At 67.9% G+C, this 16,548-nt stretch carries 24 protein-coding genes; 8 read left to right on the top strand and 16 right to left on the bottom strand.

What is annotated here, in order from left to right; all coding sequences use genetic code 11:
* Positions 1-4 precede the first annotated feature (4 nt).
* Positions 5-352 carry a VOC family protein gene (locus tag ACIQ1T_RS05385; RefSeq protein WP_395943507.1) on the top strand — a complete coding sequence of 116 codons (348 nt, stop codon included), beginning with the start codon at positions 5-7 and terminating at the stop codon, positions 350-352.
* A gap of 3 nt (positions 353-355) precedes the next feature.
* On the opposite strand, the gene ACIQ1T_RS05380 is transcribed toward ACIQ1T_RS05385, so the two are convergent.
* Positions 356-631, bottom strand: coding sequence for a type II toxin-antitoxin system RelE/ParE family toxin (locus tag ACIQ1T_RS05380; RefSeq protein ID WP_395943506.1), 276 nt, complete (start codon positions 629-631; stop codon positions 356-358).
* Positions 631-882, bottom strand: a complete 252-nt coding sequence (locus ACIQ1T_RS05375; protein ID WP_395943505.1) for a CopG family ribbon-helix-helix protein — start codon at positions 880-882, stop codon at positions 631-633. Before ACIQ1T_RS05375 ends, ACIQ1T_RS05380 begins: the two co-directional genes overlap by 1 nt.
* 70 nt (positions 883-952) lie before the next feature.
* Here ACIQ1T_RS05375 and ACIQ1T_RS05370 point away from each other — a divergent pair, with 70 nt between their 5' ends.
* Positions 953-1,708 carry an SDR family NAD(P)-dependent oxidoreductase gene (locus ACIQ1T_RS05370; protein WP_395943504.1) on the top strand — a complete coding sequence of 252 codons (756 nt, stop codon included), beginning with the start codon at positions 953-955 and terminating at the stop codon, positions 1,706-1,708.
* On the opposite strand, the gene ACIQ1T_RS05365 is transcribed toward ACIQ1T_RS05370, so the two are convergent.
* On the bottom strand, positions 1,709-2,593 hold the full coding sequence (locus tag ACIQ1T_RS05365; protein ID WP_395943503.1) for an oxidoreductase: 885 nt from the start codon (positions 2,591-2,593) through the stop codon (positions 1,709-1,711).
* A gap of 144 nt (positions 2,594-2,737) precedes the next feature.
* Here ACIQ1T_RS05365 and ACIQ1T_RS05360 point away from each other — a divergent pair, with 144 nt between their 5' ends.
* From ACIQ1T_RS05360 to ACIQ1T_RS05350, 3 genes are all read left to right on the top strand, one after another.
* Positions 2,738-3,616 (top strand): AraC family transcriptional regulator N-terminal domain-containing protein, encoded by an 879-nt coding sequence (locus ACIQ1T_RS05360; RefSeq protein ID WP_395943502.1) that lies wholly within the window; start codon positions 2,738-2,740, stop codon positions 3,614-3,616.
* A gap of 87 nt (positions 3,617-3,703) precedes the next feature.
* On the top strand, positions 3,704-4,372 hold the full coding sequence (locus ACIQ1T_RS05355; protein ID WP_395943501.1) for a DUF2306 domain-containing protein: 669 nt from the start codon (positions 3,704-3,706) through the stop codon (positions 4,370-4,372).
* Positions 4,369-5,184, top strand: coding sequence for a LytR/AlgR family response regulator transcription factor (locus tag ACIQ1T_RS05350; protein ID WP_395943500.1), 816 nt, complete (start codon positions 4,369-4,371; stop codon positions 5,182-5,184). Before ACIQ1T_RS05355 ends, ACIQ1T_RS05350 begins: the two co-directional genes overlap by 4 nt.
* On the opposite strand, the gene ACIQ1T_RS05345 is transcribed toward ACIQ1T_RS05350, so the two are convergent.
* The 11 genes from ACIQ1T_RS05345 to ACIQ1T_RS05295 all read right to left on the bottom strand — a co-directional run bounded on the left by ACIQ1T_RS05345 (position 5,181) and on the right by ACIQ1T_RS05295 (position 13,165).
* A complete protein-coding gene (locus tag ACIQ1T_RS05345; protein WP_395943499.1) occupies positions 5,181-5,645 on the bottom strand; it encodes an NUDIX hydrolase in 465 nt (154 codons plus the stop codon). The two genes, ACIQ1T_RS05350 and ACIQ1T_RS05345, sit on opposite strands and share 4 nt — an antisense overlap.
* A gap of 17 nt (positions 5,646-5,662) precedes the next feature.
* A complete protein-coding gene (der, locus tag ACIQ1T_RS05340) occupies positions 5,663-7,282 on the bottom strand; it encodes a ribosome biogenesis GTPase Der (protein ID WP_395943498.1) in 1,620 nt (539 codons plus the stop codon).
* 31 nt (positions 7,283-7,313) lie between these two features.
* Positions 7,314-8,693 (bottom strand): PQQ-binding-like beta-propeller repeat protein, encoded by a 1,380-nt coding sequence (locus ACIQ1T_RS05335; RefSeq protein WP_395943497.1) that lies wholly within the window; start codon positions 8,691-8,693, stop codon positions 7,314-7,316.
* 27 nt (positions 8,694-8,720) lie between these two features.
* Entirely contained in the window at positions 8,721-9,476 is a 756-nt protein-coding gene (locus ACIQ1T_RS05330; RefSeq protein ID WP_395943496.1) for a tetratricopeptide repeat protein, read from the bottom strand.
* A 79-nt stretch (positions 9,477-9,555) separates the two neighbouring features.
* Positions 9,556-10,392, bottom strand: coding sequence for a 3-methyl-2-oxobutanoate hydroxymethyltransferase (gene panB / locus ACIQ1T_RS05325; protein WP_395943495.1), 837 nt, complete (start codon positions 10,390-10,392; stop codon positions 9,556-9,558).
* A 56-nt stretch (positions 10,393-10,448) separates the two neighbouring features.
* Positions 10,449-10,850, bottom strand: a complete 402-nt coding sequence (locus ACIQ1T_RS05320) for a hypothetical protein (RefSeq protein WP_395943494.1) — start codon at positions 10,848-10,850, stop codon at positions 10,449-10,451.
* Positions 10,840-11,397 (bottom strand): RNA polymerase sigma factor, encoded by a 558-nt coding sequence (locus tag ACIQ1T_RS05315; protein ID WP_395943493.1) that lies wholly within the window; start codon positions 11,395-11,397, stop codon positions 10,840-10,842. The genes ACIQ1T_RS05320 and ACIQ1T_RS05315 overlap by 11 nt, the downstream gene beginning before the upstream one ends.
* Before the next feature lie 24 nt (positions 11,398-11,421).
* Positions 11,422-11,817, bottom strand: a complete 396-nt coding sequence (locus ACIQ1T_RS05310) for a DUF6249 domain-containing protein (RefSeq protein ID WP_395943492.1) — start codon at positions 11,815-11,817, stop codon at positions 11,422-11,424.
* A gap of 119 nt (positions 11,818-11,936) precedes the next feature.
* Positions 11,937-12,233 (bottom strand): hypothetical protein, encoded by a 297-nt coding sequence (locus ACIQ1T_RS05305; RefSeq protein ID WP_395943491.1) that lies wholly within the window; start codon positions 12,231-12,233, stop codon positions 11,937-11,939.
* The gene (locus ACIQ1T_RS05300) at positions 12,223-12,750 is read right to left on the bottom strand and encodes an RNA polymerase sigma factor (RefSeq protein WP_395943490.1); all 528 of its coding nucleotides are present in this window, start codon (positions 12,748-12,750) and stop codon (positions 12,223-12,225) included. Before ACIQ1T_RS05300 ends, ACIQ1T_RS05305 begins: the two co-directional genes overlap by 11 nt.
* A gap of 13 nt (positions 12,751-12,763) precedes the next feature.
* Positions 12,764-13,165 carry a hypothetical protein gene (locus ACIQ1T_RS05295; protein WP_395943489.1) on the bottom strand — a complete coding sequence of 134 codons (402 nt, stop codon included), beginning with the start codon at positions 13,163-13,165 and terminating at the stop codon, positions 12,764-12,766.
* Positions 13,166-13,359: 194 nt separating this feature from the next.
* Between ACIQ1T_RS05295 and ACIQ1T_RS05290 the strand changes: the two genes are divergently transcribed.
* From ACIQ1T_RS05290 to ACIQ1T_RS05280, 3 genes are read left to right on the top strand one after another with little or no spacing between them, the layout of a single operon-like run.
* Positions 13,360-13,857 (top strand): hypothetical protein, encoded by a 498-nt coding sequence (locus ACIQ1T_RS05290; RefSeq protein WP_395943488.1) that lies wholly within the window; start codon positions 13,360-13,362, stop codon positions 13,855-13,857.
* A gap of 20 nt (positions 13,858-13,877) precedes the next feature.
* Positions 13,878-14,117 (top strand): DUF2188 domain-containing protein, encoded by a 240-nt coding sequence (locus ACIQ1T_RS05285; RefSeq protein ID WP_395943487.1) that lies wholly within the window; start codon positions 13,878-13,880, stop codon positions 14,115-14,117.
* A 12-nt stretch (positions 14,118-14,129) separates the two neighbouring features.
* Positions 14,130-14,972 carry an endonuclease/exonuclease/phosphatase family protein gene (locus ACIQ1T_RS05280; protein ID WP_395943486.1) on the top strand — a complete coding sequence of 281 codons (843 nt, stop codon included), beginning with the start codon at positions 14,130-14,132 and terminating at the stop codon, positions 14,970-14,972.
* Here the strand turns inward: ACIQ1T_RS05280 and ACIQ1T_RS05275 are convergent.
* Together ACIQ1T_RS05275 and ACIQ1T_RS05270 are read right to left on the bottom strand one after the other, a co-directional pair.
* Positions 14,965-15,312: an arsenate reductase gene (locus ACIQ1T_RS05275; protein WP_395943485.1), complete on the bottom strand. Its 348-nt coding sequence runs from the start codon at positions 15,310-15,312 to the stop codon at positions 14,965-14,967. The two genes, ACIQ1T_RS05280 and ACIQ1T_RS05275, sit on opposite strands and share 8 nt — an antisense overlap.
* Positions 15,313-15,456: 144 nt before the next feature.
* Positions 15,457-16,548: an ATP-binding protein gene (locus ACIQ1T_RS05270; RefSeq protein ID WP_395943795.1), complete on the bottom strand. Its 1,092-nt coding sequence runs from the start codon at positions 16,546-16,548 to the stop codon at positions 15,457-15,459.

The raw sequence follows: 16,548 nt of genomic DNA, 5'->3' as shown, positions 1-16,548 counted from the left end.
CGGGATGGACAACCGCCTCGGCTATTTCTTCATAGAGACGCCGGACGTCGAGAAGGCGAAGGTCTTCTACGCCGGTCTGTTCGGCTGGACGTTCGAACACGATACGCCGACCTATACTCACGTCCAGGCGGCGGGCGCGGAAGGCGAGACCGCCTTCGGCCTCGTCAAGGGCGAGAAGAAGGACTTCTCCCATCTGTTCTTCCAGGTCGCGGACGTGGACGCGGCGGCGAAGCGTGTGACCGAACTGGGCGGACAGGCGGCGATCCCGTCGGACGCGCCGTCGGGCCGCAACGTGGTCGTCTGCGACGATCAGGGCGCCAGCTTCAGCCTGTGGTCGCCGCCGAAGGGCTGAACCTCACCCACGATCCTGAGCGGTGTGGAAGAGGCGAAGGATCACGATCCGCCTTTCGTCCAGCGTGTAGTACATCAGATAGGGCGTGTCGGTGACGCGCTTCTCATAGACGTCGGGCAAGTGGCCCGGCCTGCCGATGGGTCGGCGCGCGAGCTTTTCGGCGGTCTCGAGTATCCGAGCTTCGATCCGTTGCGCGGCGTGTAGATTGCGTTGCGCCAGATAGTCGATGGCGCGGGCCAGTTCGAGGGACGCCCGGTTCGACCAGACGACCGTCCGCATCAGACTTCGTATTTGGCGATCGTCTCGCGGATCCGGCGCATTGCTTCCTCGTGCGAAACGACATTCCCCGTTCGGAAGTCTTCCAGCCCTTCCTCGATGCCCCGAAGATATTCCAGTTCGCGGTCGACGAAGCCCGTGACGGCGCTGTCGACCAGGGCGTCGGGGGTGCGATTGGTCTTCTCGGCCAACAGGTCGAGCCGATCCTTCAGGTCCTGGCTGACCTCAAGGGTCAGGGTCGCCGTCTTGGGCATGGGCGCCTCGCTAGAATGGGCTTCAGACTAACACATTGACCGTCCGCATCGCCACTTCTACGAGCGAAGCATGACCGACGCCCTGCCCCTCAAGGACCGTATCGCCCTCGTCGTCGGGGCCTCGCGCGGCATAGGCTACGAGAGCGCCCTGGCCCTGGCCAAGGCGGGCGCGCACGTCGTCGCCACGGCCCGGACGCAAGGGGGGCTGGAGGAGCTGGACGACGCCATATTCGCCGCCACCGGCAAACACGCGACCCTGGTGCCGTTCGACCTGGTGGACGGGGGCGGGATAGACCGGCTGGGCGGGGCGATCTTCGAACGGTTCAGGAAGCTGGACATCTGGGTCCAGGCGGCGGCGACCATGGGACCGTCGGGCCTGACGCCGGTGGCCCACGCAGACCCGCGTGAGTTCGCCAAGGTCGAGAAGGTCAACTTCACCGCCGTCTATCGGCTGATCCGTTCGCTGGAGCCCCTGCTGAAGGCGTCGGACGCCGGGCGGGCCATCCATTTCACCACCAGCGTGGCGACCACGCCCCGCGCCTTCTGGGGCATGTACGCCGCGACCAAGGCCGGGGCCGAGGCCCTGGTCAAGGCCTGGGCGGACGAGGTGGAGAGCACCCCGATCCGCGTCAGCATCGTCGATCCCGGCCGGATGCGCACGGCCATGCGCGCCCAGGCCTTCCCCGGCGAGGATCCGCAGACCCTGCCCCACCCGTCCGAGATCGGCCAGTTGGTCGTCGATCTGGCGCGGGGCGACGCCACGCCCCCGCCGACGATCCGCTTCCGCGACTGGAAGGCCGGACCGACGGCGGAAGCCCTCGTTTAATCAGCCCCAGGCGCTGGCGCCCGGTTCCTCAAGGAAGCTGAAGTCGCCGTCGGTCGACAGGGACAGGTCGCGCCAGGCGTCCAGTTCGGCCTTCACCCCGGCCATCTTGCCCTCGACCATGGCCACGGCGTCGGTGCCGGCGGTCCAGCGCACCGGCGGGGTCTCCGCATTGGCCAGGGTCACCATCGCCAGACCCAGTTTGGCCGGGTCGCCCGCCTGGTTGTGGCTGCGGGCGTCGTAGAAGCCGCGAATGGCGGCCGAGGCCTCGGCGTAGTCGGCGATGGGATTGGCGGCGTAGCGCACCGAGCTGGCGTCCAGGAAGTCGGTGCGGAAGAAGCCCGGCTCGACGATGGTCACATGGACGCCGAAGGGAGCCAGTTCCTGGGCGATGGACTCGCTGAAGCCCTCGACCGCGAACTTGGTGGCGCAATAGATCGAGCCGGACGCCCCGCCGACCATGCCGCCGCCGGACGAGATGTTGAACACATGGCCCGAGCGCTGGGCGCGCATGATCGGCAGGACGGCGCGGGTCATGTCGAACAGACCGAAGACATTGGTGTCGAACTGGGCGCGGTCGTCCTGGGCCGTCAGTTCCTCGAAGAGGCCGATGTGGCCGTAACCGGCGTTGTTGACTAGGATGTCGATGCGGCCGAACCGGGCCACGGCGGCCTCGACCCCGGCGGTGATGGCGGCGGGATCAGTGACGTCCAGGGCTAGGGACAGGACTGTGTCGCTGTCGGCGCCGAAGGTCTGGACCAGGGCGTCGCGATTGCGTCCGGCGACGACGACCCGGTCGCCGGCGTCCAGGGCGGCGCGGGCGATAGCGGCGCCCAGGCCGCGGGCCGCGCCGGTGACGAACCAGGTCTTTTGCGTTGGGGTGGTCATGGGATGTCTCCTCTGTCTGACGAGACGGACAAAACGCCTTTTCGGCCCGGCGGCGTTAGGGCGATCCGGGCGAAGTCTTGCATGATCCTGTCAAACCAACCTCGCCCGCTTGCGCACGCGTGAAGACGAGCGTTGGATACGGCCATGGACCTCTTGCCCGAAATGGCGGATCTGATCGCGCGTCATGCGCCGCCGGATTTGTCGCGGTCCGCCGTGCCCGGCCTGCGCCTTTACCGCAGCGACACGCCGACGCGCATGGTCGCCGCCGCCTATGAGCCGATGCTGTGCCTGATGGTCTCGGGCGCCAAACAGACGATGCTGGGCGACGTCGTCTACACCTATCGGGCGGGCGACTGCCTGGTGGTGTCGGCCGATCTGCCCGTCTGCGGCAGCGTGATCGACACCCCCTATCTGGCCCTGAGCTTCGACCTGAACCCCGTGACCATCGCCGCCCTGGTGCTGGAGCTGGGCGCGCCGGCGCCGCTGGACCAGCCGCCCCCGTCAGGCATCCATGTCACGCGGCTGGACGAGGACCTGCTGGATCCGCTGGCGCGGATGCTGCGCCTGCTGGAGCGGCCCGGCGAGATCGGGGTCATGACGCCGATGATCGAGCGGGAACTGGTCTGGCGGCTGTTGAACAGCCGCCACGCCGCGACGATGCGCCAGATCGGCTCGGCCGAGAGCCGGCTGTCAGGGGTGAACCGCGCCATCCGCTGGATCATCGACAACTACGCCCGGCCGATGCGGATCGAAGACCTGTCGGACATGGCGGGCATGAGCCTGTCGACCTTCCACCGGCATTTCCGCACGGTGACGACCATGAGCCCGCTGCAGTTCCACAAACAGGTGCGATTGCGCGAGGCGCGGGCCCGGCTGCTGAGCGGCGCCGACGGCGCGGCCGAGACCGGTTTCGCCGTCGGCTATGACAGTCCGTCTCAGTTCAGCCGGGAATACGCCCGCCAGTTCGGCCTGCCCCCGGCCCGCGACGCGGCGCGGATGCGCGAAAGCCTGATGGCCGGCTGACGGTTCGTCCCCGTCTTTCGTCCCTGGCCGCCACGCCTCGTCCCGGGCGCATTGCGAACGCCCGAAGACAGCGGCGATGGAGCGGGCATGACCCTGTTCCAGCCCTTCCTGATCCTGCACATCACCGCCGGCTTCGTCGCGGTCGTCGTCGGCTTCGTCCCCCTGCTGACCCGCAAGGGGTCGCGCGCCCATCGGCTATGGGGACGCGCCTTCGTGGCTTTGATGGCGACCCTGCTGGCCTGCGCCTGGGTGATGACGGCCCTGCATTTCAACACCTATTTCCTGGCCCTGTCGGCGACGGCGTCGCTAACCCTGTTCTCGGGCGTGCGGGTGCTGGGCCGGAAGCGGCCGGACATTCAAGCCGAGGACCGCGCCAGGCCGCTGGACTGGATCGCCACCCTGGGCGCCCTGGGCATAGGGGTCTGGGTGCTGACCCTGATCGCCCTGGACAGGTCGGACGGACCGCCCGTGGTCTCGGCGGCCCTGGCCTATGGGGCGTTGTCGGTCGCCGCGTGGGACCTGTGGCGGTTTTCGCGACCGCGCGACTGGCCTTTCTCGCCCGACTTGTGGAGATACGAGCATCTGGCGAAGATGCTGAGCGCCCATGCGGCGGTGCTGAGCGCCTTCTCCGGCAATTTCCTGACCTTCCTGCCCCAGCCCTGGAGCCAGCTCTGGCCGACCGTCCTGTTCCAGTCGATGGCCGTGATCTGGGTGGCGACCCTGATCGTGAGACGGCGCCGCGCCCAGCTGGCATGAAGCGCCTGTCCCCGGCGGTCGTGACGGCGGGGTTCGCCGCCTATTCCTATGCGGCGACCGTCCTGTCGGTGGCCTGGTATCTGAGGCGGGACGATCCTGCGCTGGGGCTGGAGACCTCCCTGATCTGGGCGGCCCTGACCTATGCGCCCTGGCTGGGCGTCGGCGTCCTGGTGTGGGGCGCCATGCGGCTGTGGGGGCCGGGCTGGAGGGCGGCGGGGGTTCTGACAGGGGCCATGCTGGTCCTGGTGCCGGCGATCGCGGCCTTCGACACCCGGCTGGGCCTGGCCTTTCTGCAGCGCGAGCCCTCGGCCGGCGAATGGCTGGGGCGGATCGTGGACCGGCTGCCGGTCGCCCTGCTGCTCTATACGGCCCTGATCGCCGCAGGCCTGGCGGCCGCCCACTGGCGTCGGGCGCGCGAGGCGCAGAAGCGGGTCGAAATCCTGACCGAGGCCCTGGACGCCGCGCGGCGGATCGCGCCGGACGAGGCCCGACTGCTGGTCTCGACGGGCCGCAGCCGGACCTCGGTCGAGACCCGGACGGTGGAATGGTTCGCCTCGGCCGGCAATTATGTCGTGGTGAACTGGGACGGGCGCGAAGGCCTGGTGCGCGACACCCTGCAGGGGCTGGAGGCGCGGCTGGACGACCGGCTGTTCGCACGCATCCACCGGTCCAGCCTGGTCAATCTGGCGCGGGTGGCGGGGGTGCAGCCCCTGTCGGACGGATCCTGGCGGCTGACGATGGAGAGCGGCGCCGAACTGGTGGTCAGCCGCACCTATCGCGACGCCGTGCTGGAGCGGCTGGGACGCGCCTAGTCTAGCCCGTCCAGCATATCCGCCAGTTCCTCGGGCCAGATGGTCTCGGTCGAGGCGCGAATGTCGGCGACGGACCACCAGCGGTGCCCGGCCAGAACGCCCTGCTCCTCCTCGGTCCAGCCGGCCGAGGAGAGGTCGAACGCCTCGGTGCGCAGCAGGAAGAACCTCTGATCCACATCGGCCATGCGGCCGTCCGGCAGGCGGAAGCTGACGCGGACGCGGCCGACCTGGGGGCCGGGATCGGCGACGGTCAGGCCGGTCTCCTCGAACAGTTCGCGGCGGGCGGCGTCCTCATAGGTCTCGCCCGGATCGGCCCCGCCGCCGGGCGTGGCCCAGAAGGCGGTTCCCGCCAGCGGGCCGTCCCGGAAGACGAAGTGGAACAGCAGCACCCGCCCCTGCCCGTCCAGGATCAGCCAGCGCGAGGTCGGCCGCTCGGGAAGAACGGGCGCGGCCTCGCTCATGGCTCAGGCCTCGGCCGTCACTTCTTGGCGCCGCCCTTTTGGCCGGTGCGGATCCGGCCGGAGCGCGAGACCTGGCGGGCGCCGCCGCGGGCGCCCTTCTGGACGGCGATGGACGAGCCCGCCTTCTTGGAGGCGCTGGCCTTCAGACCGCCCAGAACCTTGGGCTGGGCCTTGCGGGTCTTCTTCTGCTCCAGCGCCTTGCCGGGCAGTTTGGACAGGGCCTCTTCCTTCTCGGCTTTCTTGACGCGGCGCGGCGCGGTCTTGGCGTCGCCCTTGTAGCGTTCCGGGCCGGACTTGGCGCCGCCCTCGGCATAGGGGTTCACCCCGCTGGACTTGACGTTCAGGCGGATCGGCGTGCCCGGCAGGTCGAAGCTCTCGCGGATCGAGTTGACCAGATAGCGCTTGTAATGCTCGGGCATCGACTCGGCGCGGTTGGCCATCAGCACGAAGGTCGGCGGACGCGCCTTGGTCTGGGCGATGTATTTCGGCTTGATCCGCTTGCCGTCCACGGCGGGGGGCGGGTGCCGCTGGGTGGCCATGGACAGCCAGGTGTTCAGGTCCTTGGTCTTCACCTTGACCGACCAGGTGTCATAGGCCTGGAGCACAGCCGGCATCAGACGTTCGACGCCCCGGCCCGAGTGCGAGGACAGGGCCACGAAGGGCGAGCCCTTCAGCTGGGGCAGCTTGTCCTCGGCCATGCCCTTCAGCTTGGCCATGCGGGCCTGGGGCTCGTCTTCCAGGTCCCATTTGGACGCGACATAGACCAGGGCGCGGCCTTCGCGCTCGACCAGGTCGGCCAGCTGCAGGTCCTGGGTGTCGAAGGCGTCGTCCTTGTCCATCATCAGGATGACGACTTCGGCGAAGGTGATGGCGCGGATGGTGTCGGCGACCGACAGCTTCTCCAGCTTCTCCTGCACCCGCGCCTTGCGACGCATCCCGGCCGTGTCGACCAGGCGGATGTTCTTGCCCTCGAACTGCCAGTCGACCGAGATGGAGTCGCGGGTGATGCCGGCCTCGGGGCCGGTCAGCAGGCGGTCGTCGCCGATCAGACGGTTGATCAGGGTCGACTTGCCGGCGTTCGGACGACCGATGACGGCGATGCGGATCGGCTTGTCCGGCTCGTCGATCTCTTCGATGAAGATGTCTTCGGAAGCGGCGCGGATGGCCTTGTAGAGGTCGGCCATGCCCTCGCCGTGCTCGGCCGAGATGGCGACCGGCTCGCCGAAGCCCAGGGCGTGGGCCTCGCCGACGCCGCCCCCGCTTTCGCGGCTTTCCGACTTGTTGGCCAGCAGGATGATCGGCTTGTGCACCCGACGCAGGCGTTCGGCGAAGATCCGGTCCAGCGAGGTGACGCCTTCGCGGGCGTCCATCATGAACATGACCAGTTCGGCGTCGTCCAGCGCGGCCTCGGTCTGCTCGCGCATCCGGGCTTCGAGACTGTCGTCGGTGACGTCCTCGTAGCCGGCGGTGTCGATCAGGGTCAGATCCATGTCGCCGATATTGCCGTCGGCGTAGCGCCGGTCGCGGGTCACGCCGGGGCGATCATCGACAAGCGCGAGGCGCTTGCCGACGAGGCGATTGAACAGGGTCGACTTGCCCACATTGGGGCGGCCGACGATGGCGACCTTAAGAGCCATGTCGGCTTTCTAGACTATTTCGGGCTGAAAATCAGCGGATGCAGATCAGCTGGCCGTTGTCGGTCAGCACATAGAGGGCGCCGTTGTAGGCGGCGGGGGCGATATAGGCGGGCGCGCCCAGCTTCAGCGTCGTCTGGGCGGCGCCGGTCTTCGGATCGAAGGCCACGGCCTCGCCGTAGGAGTTGACCATCACCAGACGGTTCGAGGCCAGCAGCGGGCCCGACCATTGCGGGGTGATGGTGCGACGACCGAAGCGCAGGAAGCCGCCGACCTTGCGGGCCCGGCCCTCGTTCAGCTCACGCGTCCAGTAGATCTGGCCGGTGTCGCGGTTGGCGGTGATCAGCTCGCCCGACTTGGAGACGACATAGACCACATCGCCGACCGGCAGAGGCGCGTTGATGCCGGTGACCGGCAACTGCCACTTGGGCTGGCCCGAACGCAGGTCCAGGGCCGACAGGACGCCGGAATGGCTGACGCCGTAAACCATGCCGCGGCTGACGACCGGGCGGCCGGCGACGTCGCGCACTTCCGACAGGGCGCTGGTGCGGCTGGTGCGCGACAGGGTCTGTTCCCACACCGGCTGGCCGTTCAGGGCGCTGAGCGCGACCAGCTGGCCCGAGGCGAAGGGGGCGATGACGGTATTGCCGGTGACGGCCGGGCTGGAGGCGCGCATGACGCGGGCCGGCTCGGCGATGCCGCGATAGGTCCAGTCCTGGGCGCCCGAGTTGACGTCGAAGGCGAACAGCTGGCTGTCCACGTCGACGACGAAGACGTGGGAGCCGACCACCGTCGGGGCGCCGTGGATCGGGGAATCGACCTGCTGGGTCCAGACCACCGCGCCGGTTCCGGCGTCCAGGGCGGTCATGGAACGATAGCCGGACGAGACGAAGACCTTTCCGCCCGCGACGGCGACGCCGCCGCCGAAGCCGCCGTTGCGGTCACGTTCGTCGTTCTTGACGTTGGCCTTCCACAGAACCGCGCCGGTGTCGGCCGAGACGGCCGAGACGGTCGATTCGCCGTCCAGCACGAAGATCTTGCCGTCAGCGGCGACGACCGGAGCCATGACATTGCCGACGCGGGCCGAGCCGGCGCCGATGTCGCGCTTCCAGGCGATCTTGAAGTCCGGGGCGGCGATGACGTGCTCGACCAGATTTTCCGAGGTTCCCCCCGGCTGGGTCCAGGCCGTCGCGGCCTGGGGACCCGGCAGGAAGAAATCACGGCCCGACAGGGCGGCCGACGGGGCCAGGGCCTGTTCGAACTCCAGCACCGAGATGCGCTGACCGGCCGATGCGGTGGCGCCCGGATCGTCCTTCTTGCCCAGGCCGAAGGGCAGGTTGCGGCTGACCGTGCCGCAGGACGCCATGGTGGCGGCGACGCCGCAGATCAGCGCGACTTTCAGAACTCGGTTCATCTGGGGCGTCCTGTAAGGAGTCGTCACTTATTGGGCCGGAGCCGGAGCCGGAGCCGAGGTCGTCGGCGCGTTGGCGGCGCCGGCGGCCGGCGGAGTCGCCTTCTTGGCCTCGTCAACAATCCTGGGCAGCGCGGCTACCGTGCCGGCGTCGATGGTGGCGATGGCGACCTGGGCGCGCTGACGCACGTCGTCCGGCACATCCTGCCCCAGTTGCAGCAGGACGAAGGCCTCGCGGGCCTCCTTGGTCTTGCCGTGCTGGAGGCGGGCCAGGGCCAGGGCTTCCTGGGCGAAGGCGTGCAGAGGGCGCTTGTCCTCGGCCAGCGGCGTCAGACGGGCTTCCAGATCAGCCAGGGGGGCGGTGTCCATGACCAGGAAGGCGGCCTTGAGCGCGGGCGGGTCCGACAGAATCGGATCGCTGGAGGCCTTGGCGGCTTCGTCGAACAGGCGGACGGCGTCGGGAATCTTGTCGGCGCTGACGGCCAGGCCGGCCTGCTGCTGCAGGGCCATGGACTTGTAGGCGCCGTTGCCGGCCTTCACGGCCTCCTCGAAGGCGAGACGGGCGTCGGCGGGCTTTTCGGCGCGCAGGGCCTCCATGCCGCGATCATAGGCTTCGGCGCCCTTGTTCGCCTTGCTGGAGTTCAGGCTGTCCCAGCCCCACCAGCCCAGGGCGGCGACCAGGGCGACCACCAGAATACCGGCCGTGATCGGCAGCCAGGTCTTGGCCAGACGCTTCAACTTTTCGGAGCGAAGCTCCTCCTCGACCTGCTCGAAGACATCAACCACTGAAACGTCGCCCCAAAATCGCTAAAAGCAAACCGGCGCGGACCCTAGAGGTTCGCCCTTGCCGCCGCAACGTAGCCCGTTACTGCGAAGCCGGCTTTTTCGAGAAGTAGGTCTCGACTTCGGCAGGAAAACGGCGGCTTTTCACATCATTGGCGAAAGCGGCGGCCGCGCGGTCGATCTCCGAGCGCAGATCGGCGTATTTGCGCACGAATTTCGGCGTCCAGTCGAACATGCCCAGCATGTCGTTGACCACCAGGACCTGACCGTCGCAGGCGGCGGAGGCGCCGATGCCGATGGTGGGGGTGTCGATCGCCTCGGTGATCTCGCGCGCCAGCGATTCGGCGACGCCCTCGATGACGATGCAGAAGGCGCCGGCCTCGGCCGTGGCCTTTGCCTCCGCCATGACACGCTCGCGCTCGTAGTCGGTGCGCCCCTTGGCCTTGAACCCGCCCTCGGCCAGGATCGCCTGGGGACGCAGGCCCACATGGCCCATGACCGGAATGCCGCGCTTGACCAGGAAGGCGACGATCTCGGCCAGTTCGACGCTGGTCTCCAGCTTCACCGCCTGGGCGCCGGTCTCCTTCATCACCCGCACGCAGTTGTCATAGGCGACCTCCTTGCCGCCCTCGTAGGAGCCGAAGGGCATGTCGACCACGACCAGGGCCCGGCGCGAACCGCGCACCACCGCCTGGCCGTGCAGGATCATCATCTCCAGGGTCACGCCGACGGTGTTGGGCAGGCCATGCACCGCCATGCCCAGGCTGTCGCCGACCAGCAGCACGTCGCAGTGCGGATCCAGAAGCGCCGCCATCGGGGCGTCATAGGCGGTCAGGCAGACGATGGGCTCGCCGCCCTTCTTGCCGGCGATATCGGGCACGGAGATGCGCTTGACGGTCTCCTGGACATGAACGGACATCGGGGCCTCCTGACGTGAAGCGGGTCAGATAGGCCCCCGCCCCGCCCAAGTCACGCTCAGACGTCCTGGGACAGTTTCACCATGCCCGCCGCCAACAGGGCGACCAGGCTGCCGGCGACGATCCAGAAGGCCATCATGCCCGAACCGCTCATCAGGTCGAACGAGCCGATGCCCAACCCGTCCAGCCCCGACTGGGCTGCGCCCTGGGCCGTGGCGGCGGCGGTCCGCACCCCCTGCGTCAGAGAGGTCTCGCCGTCGGCGGTGAAGTTGAAATTCACCCCCTCGCGCACCGCCAGCACCCCGCCGACCAGGCCGGCCGTCGTCAGGGCCAGGGTGCGCCATCGCGACCGCTTCTCCATGCTGGCCTGGACCGTGGCCAGGAACAGGGCCTCGTCGGCCAGTCGCGGCGTCTGTGCGAACAGCCGCTCGATCATCGGATCGAATTCATCAGCCGACATGGGCCGACCTCCCGCCTGAGCCGTGCGCCGGCTGAAGCCGGGCGCGGAGTTTATCCAGACCACGTTTGACATGGGATTTCACCGTGCCGAGCGGCAAATTCATGGCCGCCGCGATTTCGGGATGGGACATCCCCGCGCCGTGGCACAGGGACACGCAGACACGCTCGGTCTCGCTGAGCGTCTTGAGGGCCTCGTCCAGGTCCATGACGCCGGCCCGGTCGACCACCGTATCGGCCTCGTCGGCCTCGACCTCGGCGACGTAGCGGGCCTCGCGGGCGACGCGCTTCAGATAGAGACGCGCGGCGATCTTCTTGATCCAGCCGGCGAAGGTCCCCTGCCCCCGGAACTCCGAACACCGCTGGAACCCCTGCAGGAAGGCGTCCTGGGCCACGTCGTCGGCCAGGGACGGCGCCGCCCCCATGCGGCGCAGCAGCCCCCGGACCGCCGACCCGTGCCGACGGACCAGTTCGCCATACTCCCGCCGGCCGCCGGCCGCCGCCTGGGCGGCCAGCTCGACGTCGTGGAGATCACGCAGTGACTTGTTCATGACATTCCCCCCTCAAGGCGGACGTCAGGCTTTGTTCGGGTTGAAGAAGCCCAGGATGATGAAGGCGATGCCGATGGCGACCGGGATGCAGGCGATGCCCAGCAGAGCCCCCTCGCCGTTGCCGCCCCAGCTGCGGCTGGAATTCTCGACCGCCAGGGCGAAGCCCGCGATGCCGACCCCGGCCGCCAGGCTGAGCACGCCCTTGCGGATGTCCTTGGTCCGCGAGGGCAGGTTCTTCTGCACGTCCTTGGTCATGGCGTCGATCAGCTCGGGCGGCAGGGTCTGGCCCTTGTCCACGGCGTGACGGACGGTCAGCTGCATCTCGCGACGCTCGCGGTTCTTCAGGAAGGACGGGCCGACGATGACGGCGACGATCGATGCGAAGATGATGAAGACGATGAAGATGGGTGTCAGGTCCATGGCGATGTTTCTCTTGATCCGGTGCGGCAGCCTGATGCGGCGGCCTTCTGATCACAAGAGGCTGCGGGATGCGCCCACGGATGCGCGGCCGGACGTGAAATCTTCGTAAGGTGGCGCGATCAGGTTCGCAGCACCTGACGGACCACAGTCAGAGCGCAGAGAACGGCCAATCCTGCGGCCATCAGCACAGGGGTCGCTGTCGAAGACAAAACGACTGCTTCTCCCGCCTGCGACAGGACGGGATGCAGCACCCAAAGCAGCGCCCCGCCCGCTATGGCAAGAGGCGCGGAGGACGCGACTGTGGCGATCGCCCTGCGACGTGCGATCCGTTCAGCGACCATCGCTTCGAAGACCCGGTCGCGCGCCGGGGCGGCGTCCTCGGCGAACAGAGTCTGCAGCTTCTGTTCAGGCGTCATCCGATCCTCCAAGCGTCGCCAGAAGGCGCGCACGCCCTCGGACGACATGAGACTTCACCGTTCCCAGCGGCAGGTTCAAGGCCTTGGCCGCTTCGGCGTGCGACCAGCCGTCGGCGACGCACAGGGCGACACAGGCGCGAACGGGCGGCGTCAGATCGGCCATGGCTCGCTCCAGCGCGATACGATCTTCGGCCGACACTCTGGCAGGCGCATCCGCCTCCTGAACCCAGGCCCCGTCCCGCGCAGCCCGTCTGATCCCGCCACGAATACGATCCTGAGCCTTGCGCCAGGCCATACCCAGCAGCCAGGCGCGCAGATCGTCCGCCGACCTCAAACGGCCCAGCTCCCGCCAGGCGGCCAGAAAGACCTCCTGCGCCACGTCGTCGGCTTCGGCCCAGCCGCCCGTCAGCATCCGGCGCAGAAAGCTTCGCACCGCAGACTGATGGCGCTCGACGATCCGTGAAAAGGCCGCGTCGGATCCTTCGCGCGCGGCCCGCACCAGTTCGGCGTCGGTCACGACTCATTCCCGCTCAGCCGCGTTTCCCTCTGACTTGCAACACTACCGCGCAGATCAGCGACCATAGGCAGACGGCGCCCATGACCAGGGCCACGATCGACAGGGCGCCAGTCCCGCCGTCCAGTCGCCCGCCCCAGCTCGCCCAGGCGAATCCGGCGCAAAGAGCGCCGAACAACCCGACCAACGACCAGTAATGAGCGGCGGTGCCCTGCCTCACCTCCTGACGGGTCGAGCCTACGCCGGGCGCGTTCCCGGCCAACGCGTCCAGAATTTCGCGCGGGGGCTCCTGCCCCTTGTCCGCATAGGTTCGCACCACATCCAGCAACGCCTTCTGGCGTCGATAATTCAGCCATTGCGTCCAGCCCGCGAAAGCGAACGCGGCCATCGGGAACAGTATCCACCAGTAGTCCATCATCGTCGTCACTCCCCCGCCAGGGCGACCGCAGCCCCCGCTTTCACAGGTCAGTCGTCGCCGACACGTTCTTTGGATGCAGCGGCGATCAAGATTTGTCGAACGGCGCGATCCGGACTCGACAGAGACCGCAACAAGCGCAACCGTAACCGTCTGTTGTTGGCGTCTGTCGTTCAACCCGTTTTCTCGAGGTCGCGATGCTGCTTCCCCAACTGTCCGCGCTCGGCTGGTTCCATACCTTGGGCAGCCTGCCCGCCGTGCCCCTGGCCCTGTATCTGCTGTTCCGCTACGGGCGGATCCCGCCGGAGAAGACCGTAGCCAAGCTGTTTCTGGCCTTCATGTTCGTCGGCGCCCTGTCCGGCGTTCTGGTCATCAAGAGCCCGCCTGGGGCGGCCATTTCGGTGCTCAGCCTGGGCTCGCTGATCGTCGGTTCGACGGTCGGGACGTTCAAGCCGCTGGAACGACACCACTGGTGGATCCAGACCGTGGCCCTGAGCACGGCGGTCTTCACCCTGTTCCTGCCCAGCGTGACCGAGATCCTGACGCGGTTGCCGGCCGGCGATCCGATCGCCGAAAGCCCGGAGGCGCCCCTGGTCGTGAGCTTCCAGATCTTGCTCCTGCTGACCCTTATCGTCGGGGTCACGCTGCAACTGCTGTTCCTGCGGCGGCCGGTTCGGGCTACGGTCATGGCCTGACCACTTCGAGGAGAACCCCCATGGCCCATGTCACCTATCGCATCGTCGAACACGACGGCGGATGGGCCTATCAGGCGGAGGGCACCTATTCGGAGACCTTCGCCAGCCACGACGCCGCCAAGGCCGCCGCCGTCCGCGCCGCGCGCGAGCAGAAGGTGCCGGACGAGAATACGGCCATCGAATACGAGACCAGCGACGGCCGCTGGATCGCCGAGACCGCCGACGGCCACGACCGCCCCGTCACCGACGTCGAAGGCTGATCGGAGACGGCCATGCCGACCCGTCGTCATCTGCTGGCCGCAGCGGCCGCCATGCCTCTGGCGGGGGCTCTAGCGGGGCCTCTGGCGGGATGCGCCGCGACGCCGCCCCCGGCGGACCCGACGACGGGCGCCCATCTGAAGGTCGCCACCTTCAACATCTGGCACAATCAGGGGGACTGGCCCGCGCGTCGCCCCCTGCTGGTTCAGGCCCTCAAGGCCCAGAACGCCGACGTCATCGCCCTGCAGGAGGTGCTGGAGGACGCCGACGCCGGACTGGAGAACCAGGCCGAAATGCTGGCGCGGGAGCTGGGCGGCTATTCCGTCGCCTTCGTCTCGACCGATCCCGAAGGGGCGCCCCGCCGCTACGGCAACGCCCTGCTGACCCGCCTGCCGGTGCTTCAGGAGGCGTCGGTCAGGCTGGAGCCCCTGGACGACTATCGCACCGCCCTGCGCCTGCGGGTCGAGGTTCGGGACCGTCCGGTCGACGTGGTGGTCACCCACCTGGCCTGGCAGGAGGACGCCGCCCCGGTCCGGGCGCAACAGATCGGCCACCTGCTGTCCTGGTTGACGCAGGAGGGCGTGCCCCTGGTGCTGATGGGCGACTTCAACGCGGAACAGGACGACCCCGGCCTGGCCAGCCTGACCGGGCCGCGCTTCACCAGCGCCCTGCCCCGCGGTTCGGTCGCCACGACCCTGAATCCGGCCAAGGGCCATCCGAACCGGGTCATCGACCATATCTTCGTCGAGCCGGAATTCTTCGCCCCCGTCCATTCGCACGTGTTCGGCGACGAACCGACGAACGGCGAACACCCGTCCGATCATTTCGGCGTGGCGGCGACGCTTCAGCTCATTTGAAGGCGGCGGTGTAGAGGTCGGGCTTGAAGCCGACCAGGCGGCGGTCGCCCAGGTCCAGCACCGGCCGTTTGATCATCGACGGCTGGGCCAGCATCAGGGCGACGGCCTTGTCCTTGTCGATGCCCGTCCTGTCGGCCTCGGACAGTTTCTTGAAGGTGGTCCCGGCGCGGTTCAGCACCGTCTCCCAGCCGTGTTCGTCGATCCACAGACCCAGTTTGTCCGCCTCGGCGCCCGCCTTCTTGTAGTCGTGGAAGACATGGTCGACCCCGTTCTGCTCCAGCCAGACCCGGGCCTTCTTGACCGTGTCGCAGTTGGGGATTCCGTACATAATCGGGGTCATGGAGCGCTCCTTCAGGCCGGTGGGCTTAAGGGAGGTCGGGGCGCGTGGCCAGAGCGGAAAAGGGCGCCGAAGCCGTCTTGCGGACAGGGGGCCATCGTCCGCCTACGACCCGCTGCGAAGCCTTCCGTTATAAAGTCGGCCCGTTCACAGGACAGGCATAGACAGGGTGAACCGCGTCTCCTGCGCATCCGAGACGGCCCGCAAGCTGCCGTCGTGAGCCCGTGCGATTTCCGATGCGATATGGAGGCCAAGGCCCAGCCCCTGGGACGTCGGTCGCACCTCGCCTCTGAAGAAGGGGTGGAACAGTCTTTCCAGAGCGGCAGGGGGAATAGGACTGCCGGCGTTTGCGACCGAAAGTTCCAGCCACCCCTCGGCGACAACGGCGGTCAGCCGCACGGGTTCGTTGGGATCGCCGTGGACGAGCGCGTTTCCAAGAAGGTTTGAAACGAGTTGCGCGATCCGGCCTTGGTCGAAACTGATCGGCTCCGGCAGATGGAAGTCGCAGGTTATCGTGCGGCTCGGCTCATCGACCTCCAGCTCTGCGACGACCTGCTGGAGAACCGGAGCAAGGTCGGCGGTCGAACGCTGCAGATCGATTCCGCTACCCAACCGGCTACGCGCGAAATCCATGATGTCGTCGATCAGCCCGCCCATACGATGGACGCCGGTCTCCATAATCTTCAGCACTTCCAGCGATTTTTCGCTCAGAGACTCGCGACGCAGAATGCGTGTCGCCGCGACGATGGAGGCCAAGGGATTCCGAAGGTCGTGACCCAGCACCGCGATAAACTGTTCGCGCAGTTCCGAGGTGGAGAGTTCGTCGTCCAGTCGCCCCTGCAGTTGACGCTCCCGACCGCGCCGCTCGGTCGCCCGGAAGATGGCGAACCGCACTGTGACGAGATCACCGGCGTCATTCCGTTGCTCGGTCGCATTGGCGAGGATGGGAAGCTTCTCTCCCGTCGCCATGACCAGATCGAGCGCCACTTCCTCGAACTGCCCCTGCAGCCTCAGGACCGGCGCGACGCTTGTTTCGTAGAGGATGCGTCCCGGCAAGGTGAGGAGGTCGCGCAGACGCCTCTGTTCGAGGGCCGAAGTCTCGACGCCCAGCCAGCGCGCGATCGTGCCGTTGGCCCTGATGATCCGCCCGTCCGGCTCAAGCACCAGATAACCACAGGGCGCGTTTCCGAAAAGATCCTCGAAATCGACCGGGGCGTTCAGCGTGGGGGTCGTGACCAA

Origin of the sequence: Brevundimonas sp., from assembly GCF_044336875.1 — a bacterium.
Taxonomy (GTDB): domain Bacteria; phylum Pseudomonadota; class Alphaproteobacteria; order Caulobacterales; family Caulobacteraceae; genus Brevundimonas.
This window is presented reverse-complemented; position numbering and strand designations above follow the sequence as displayed.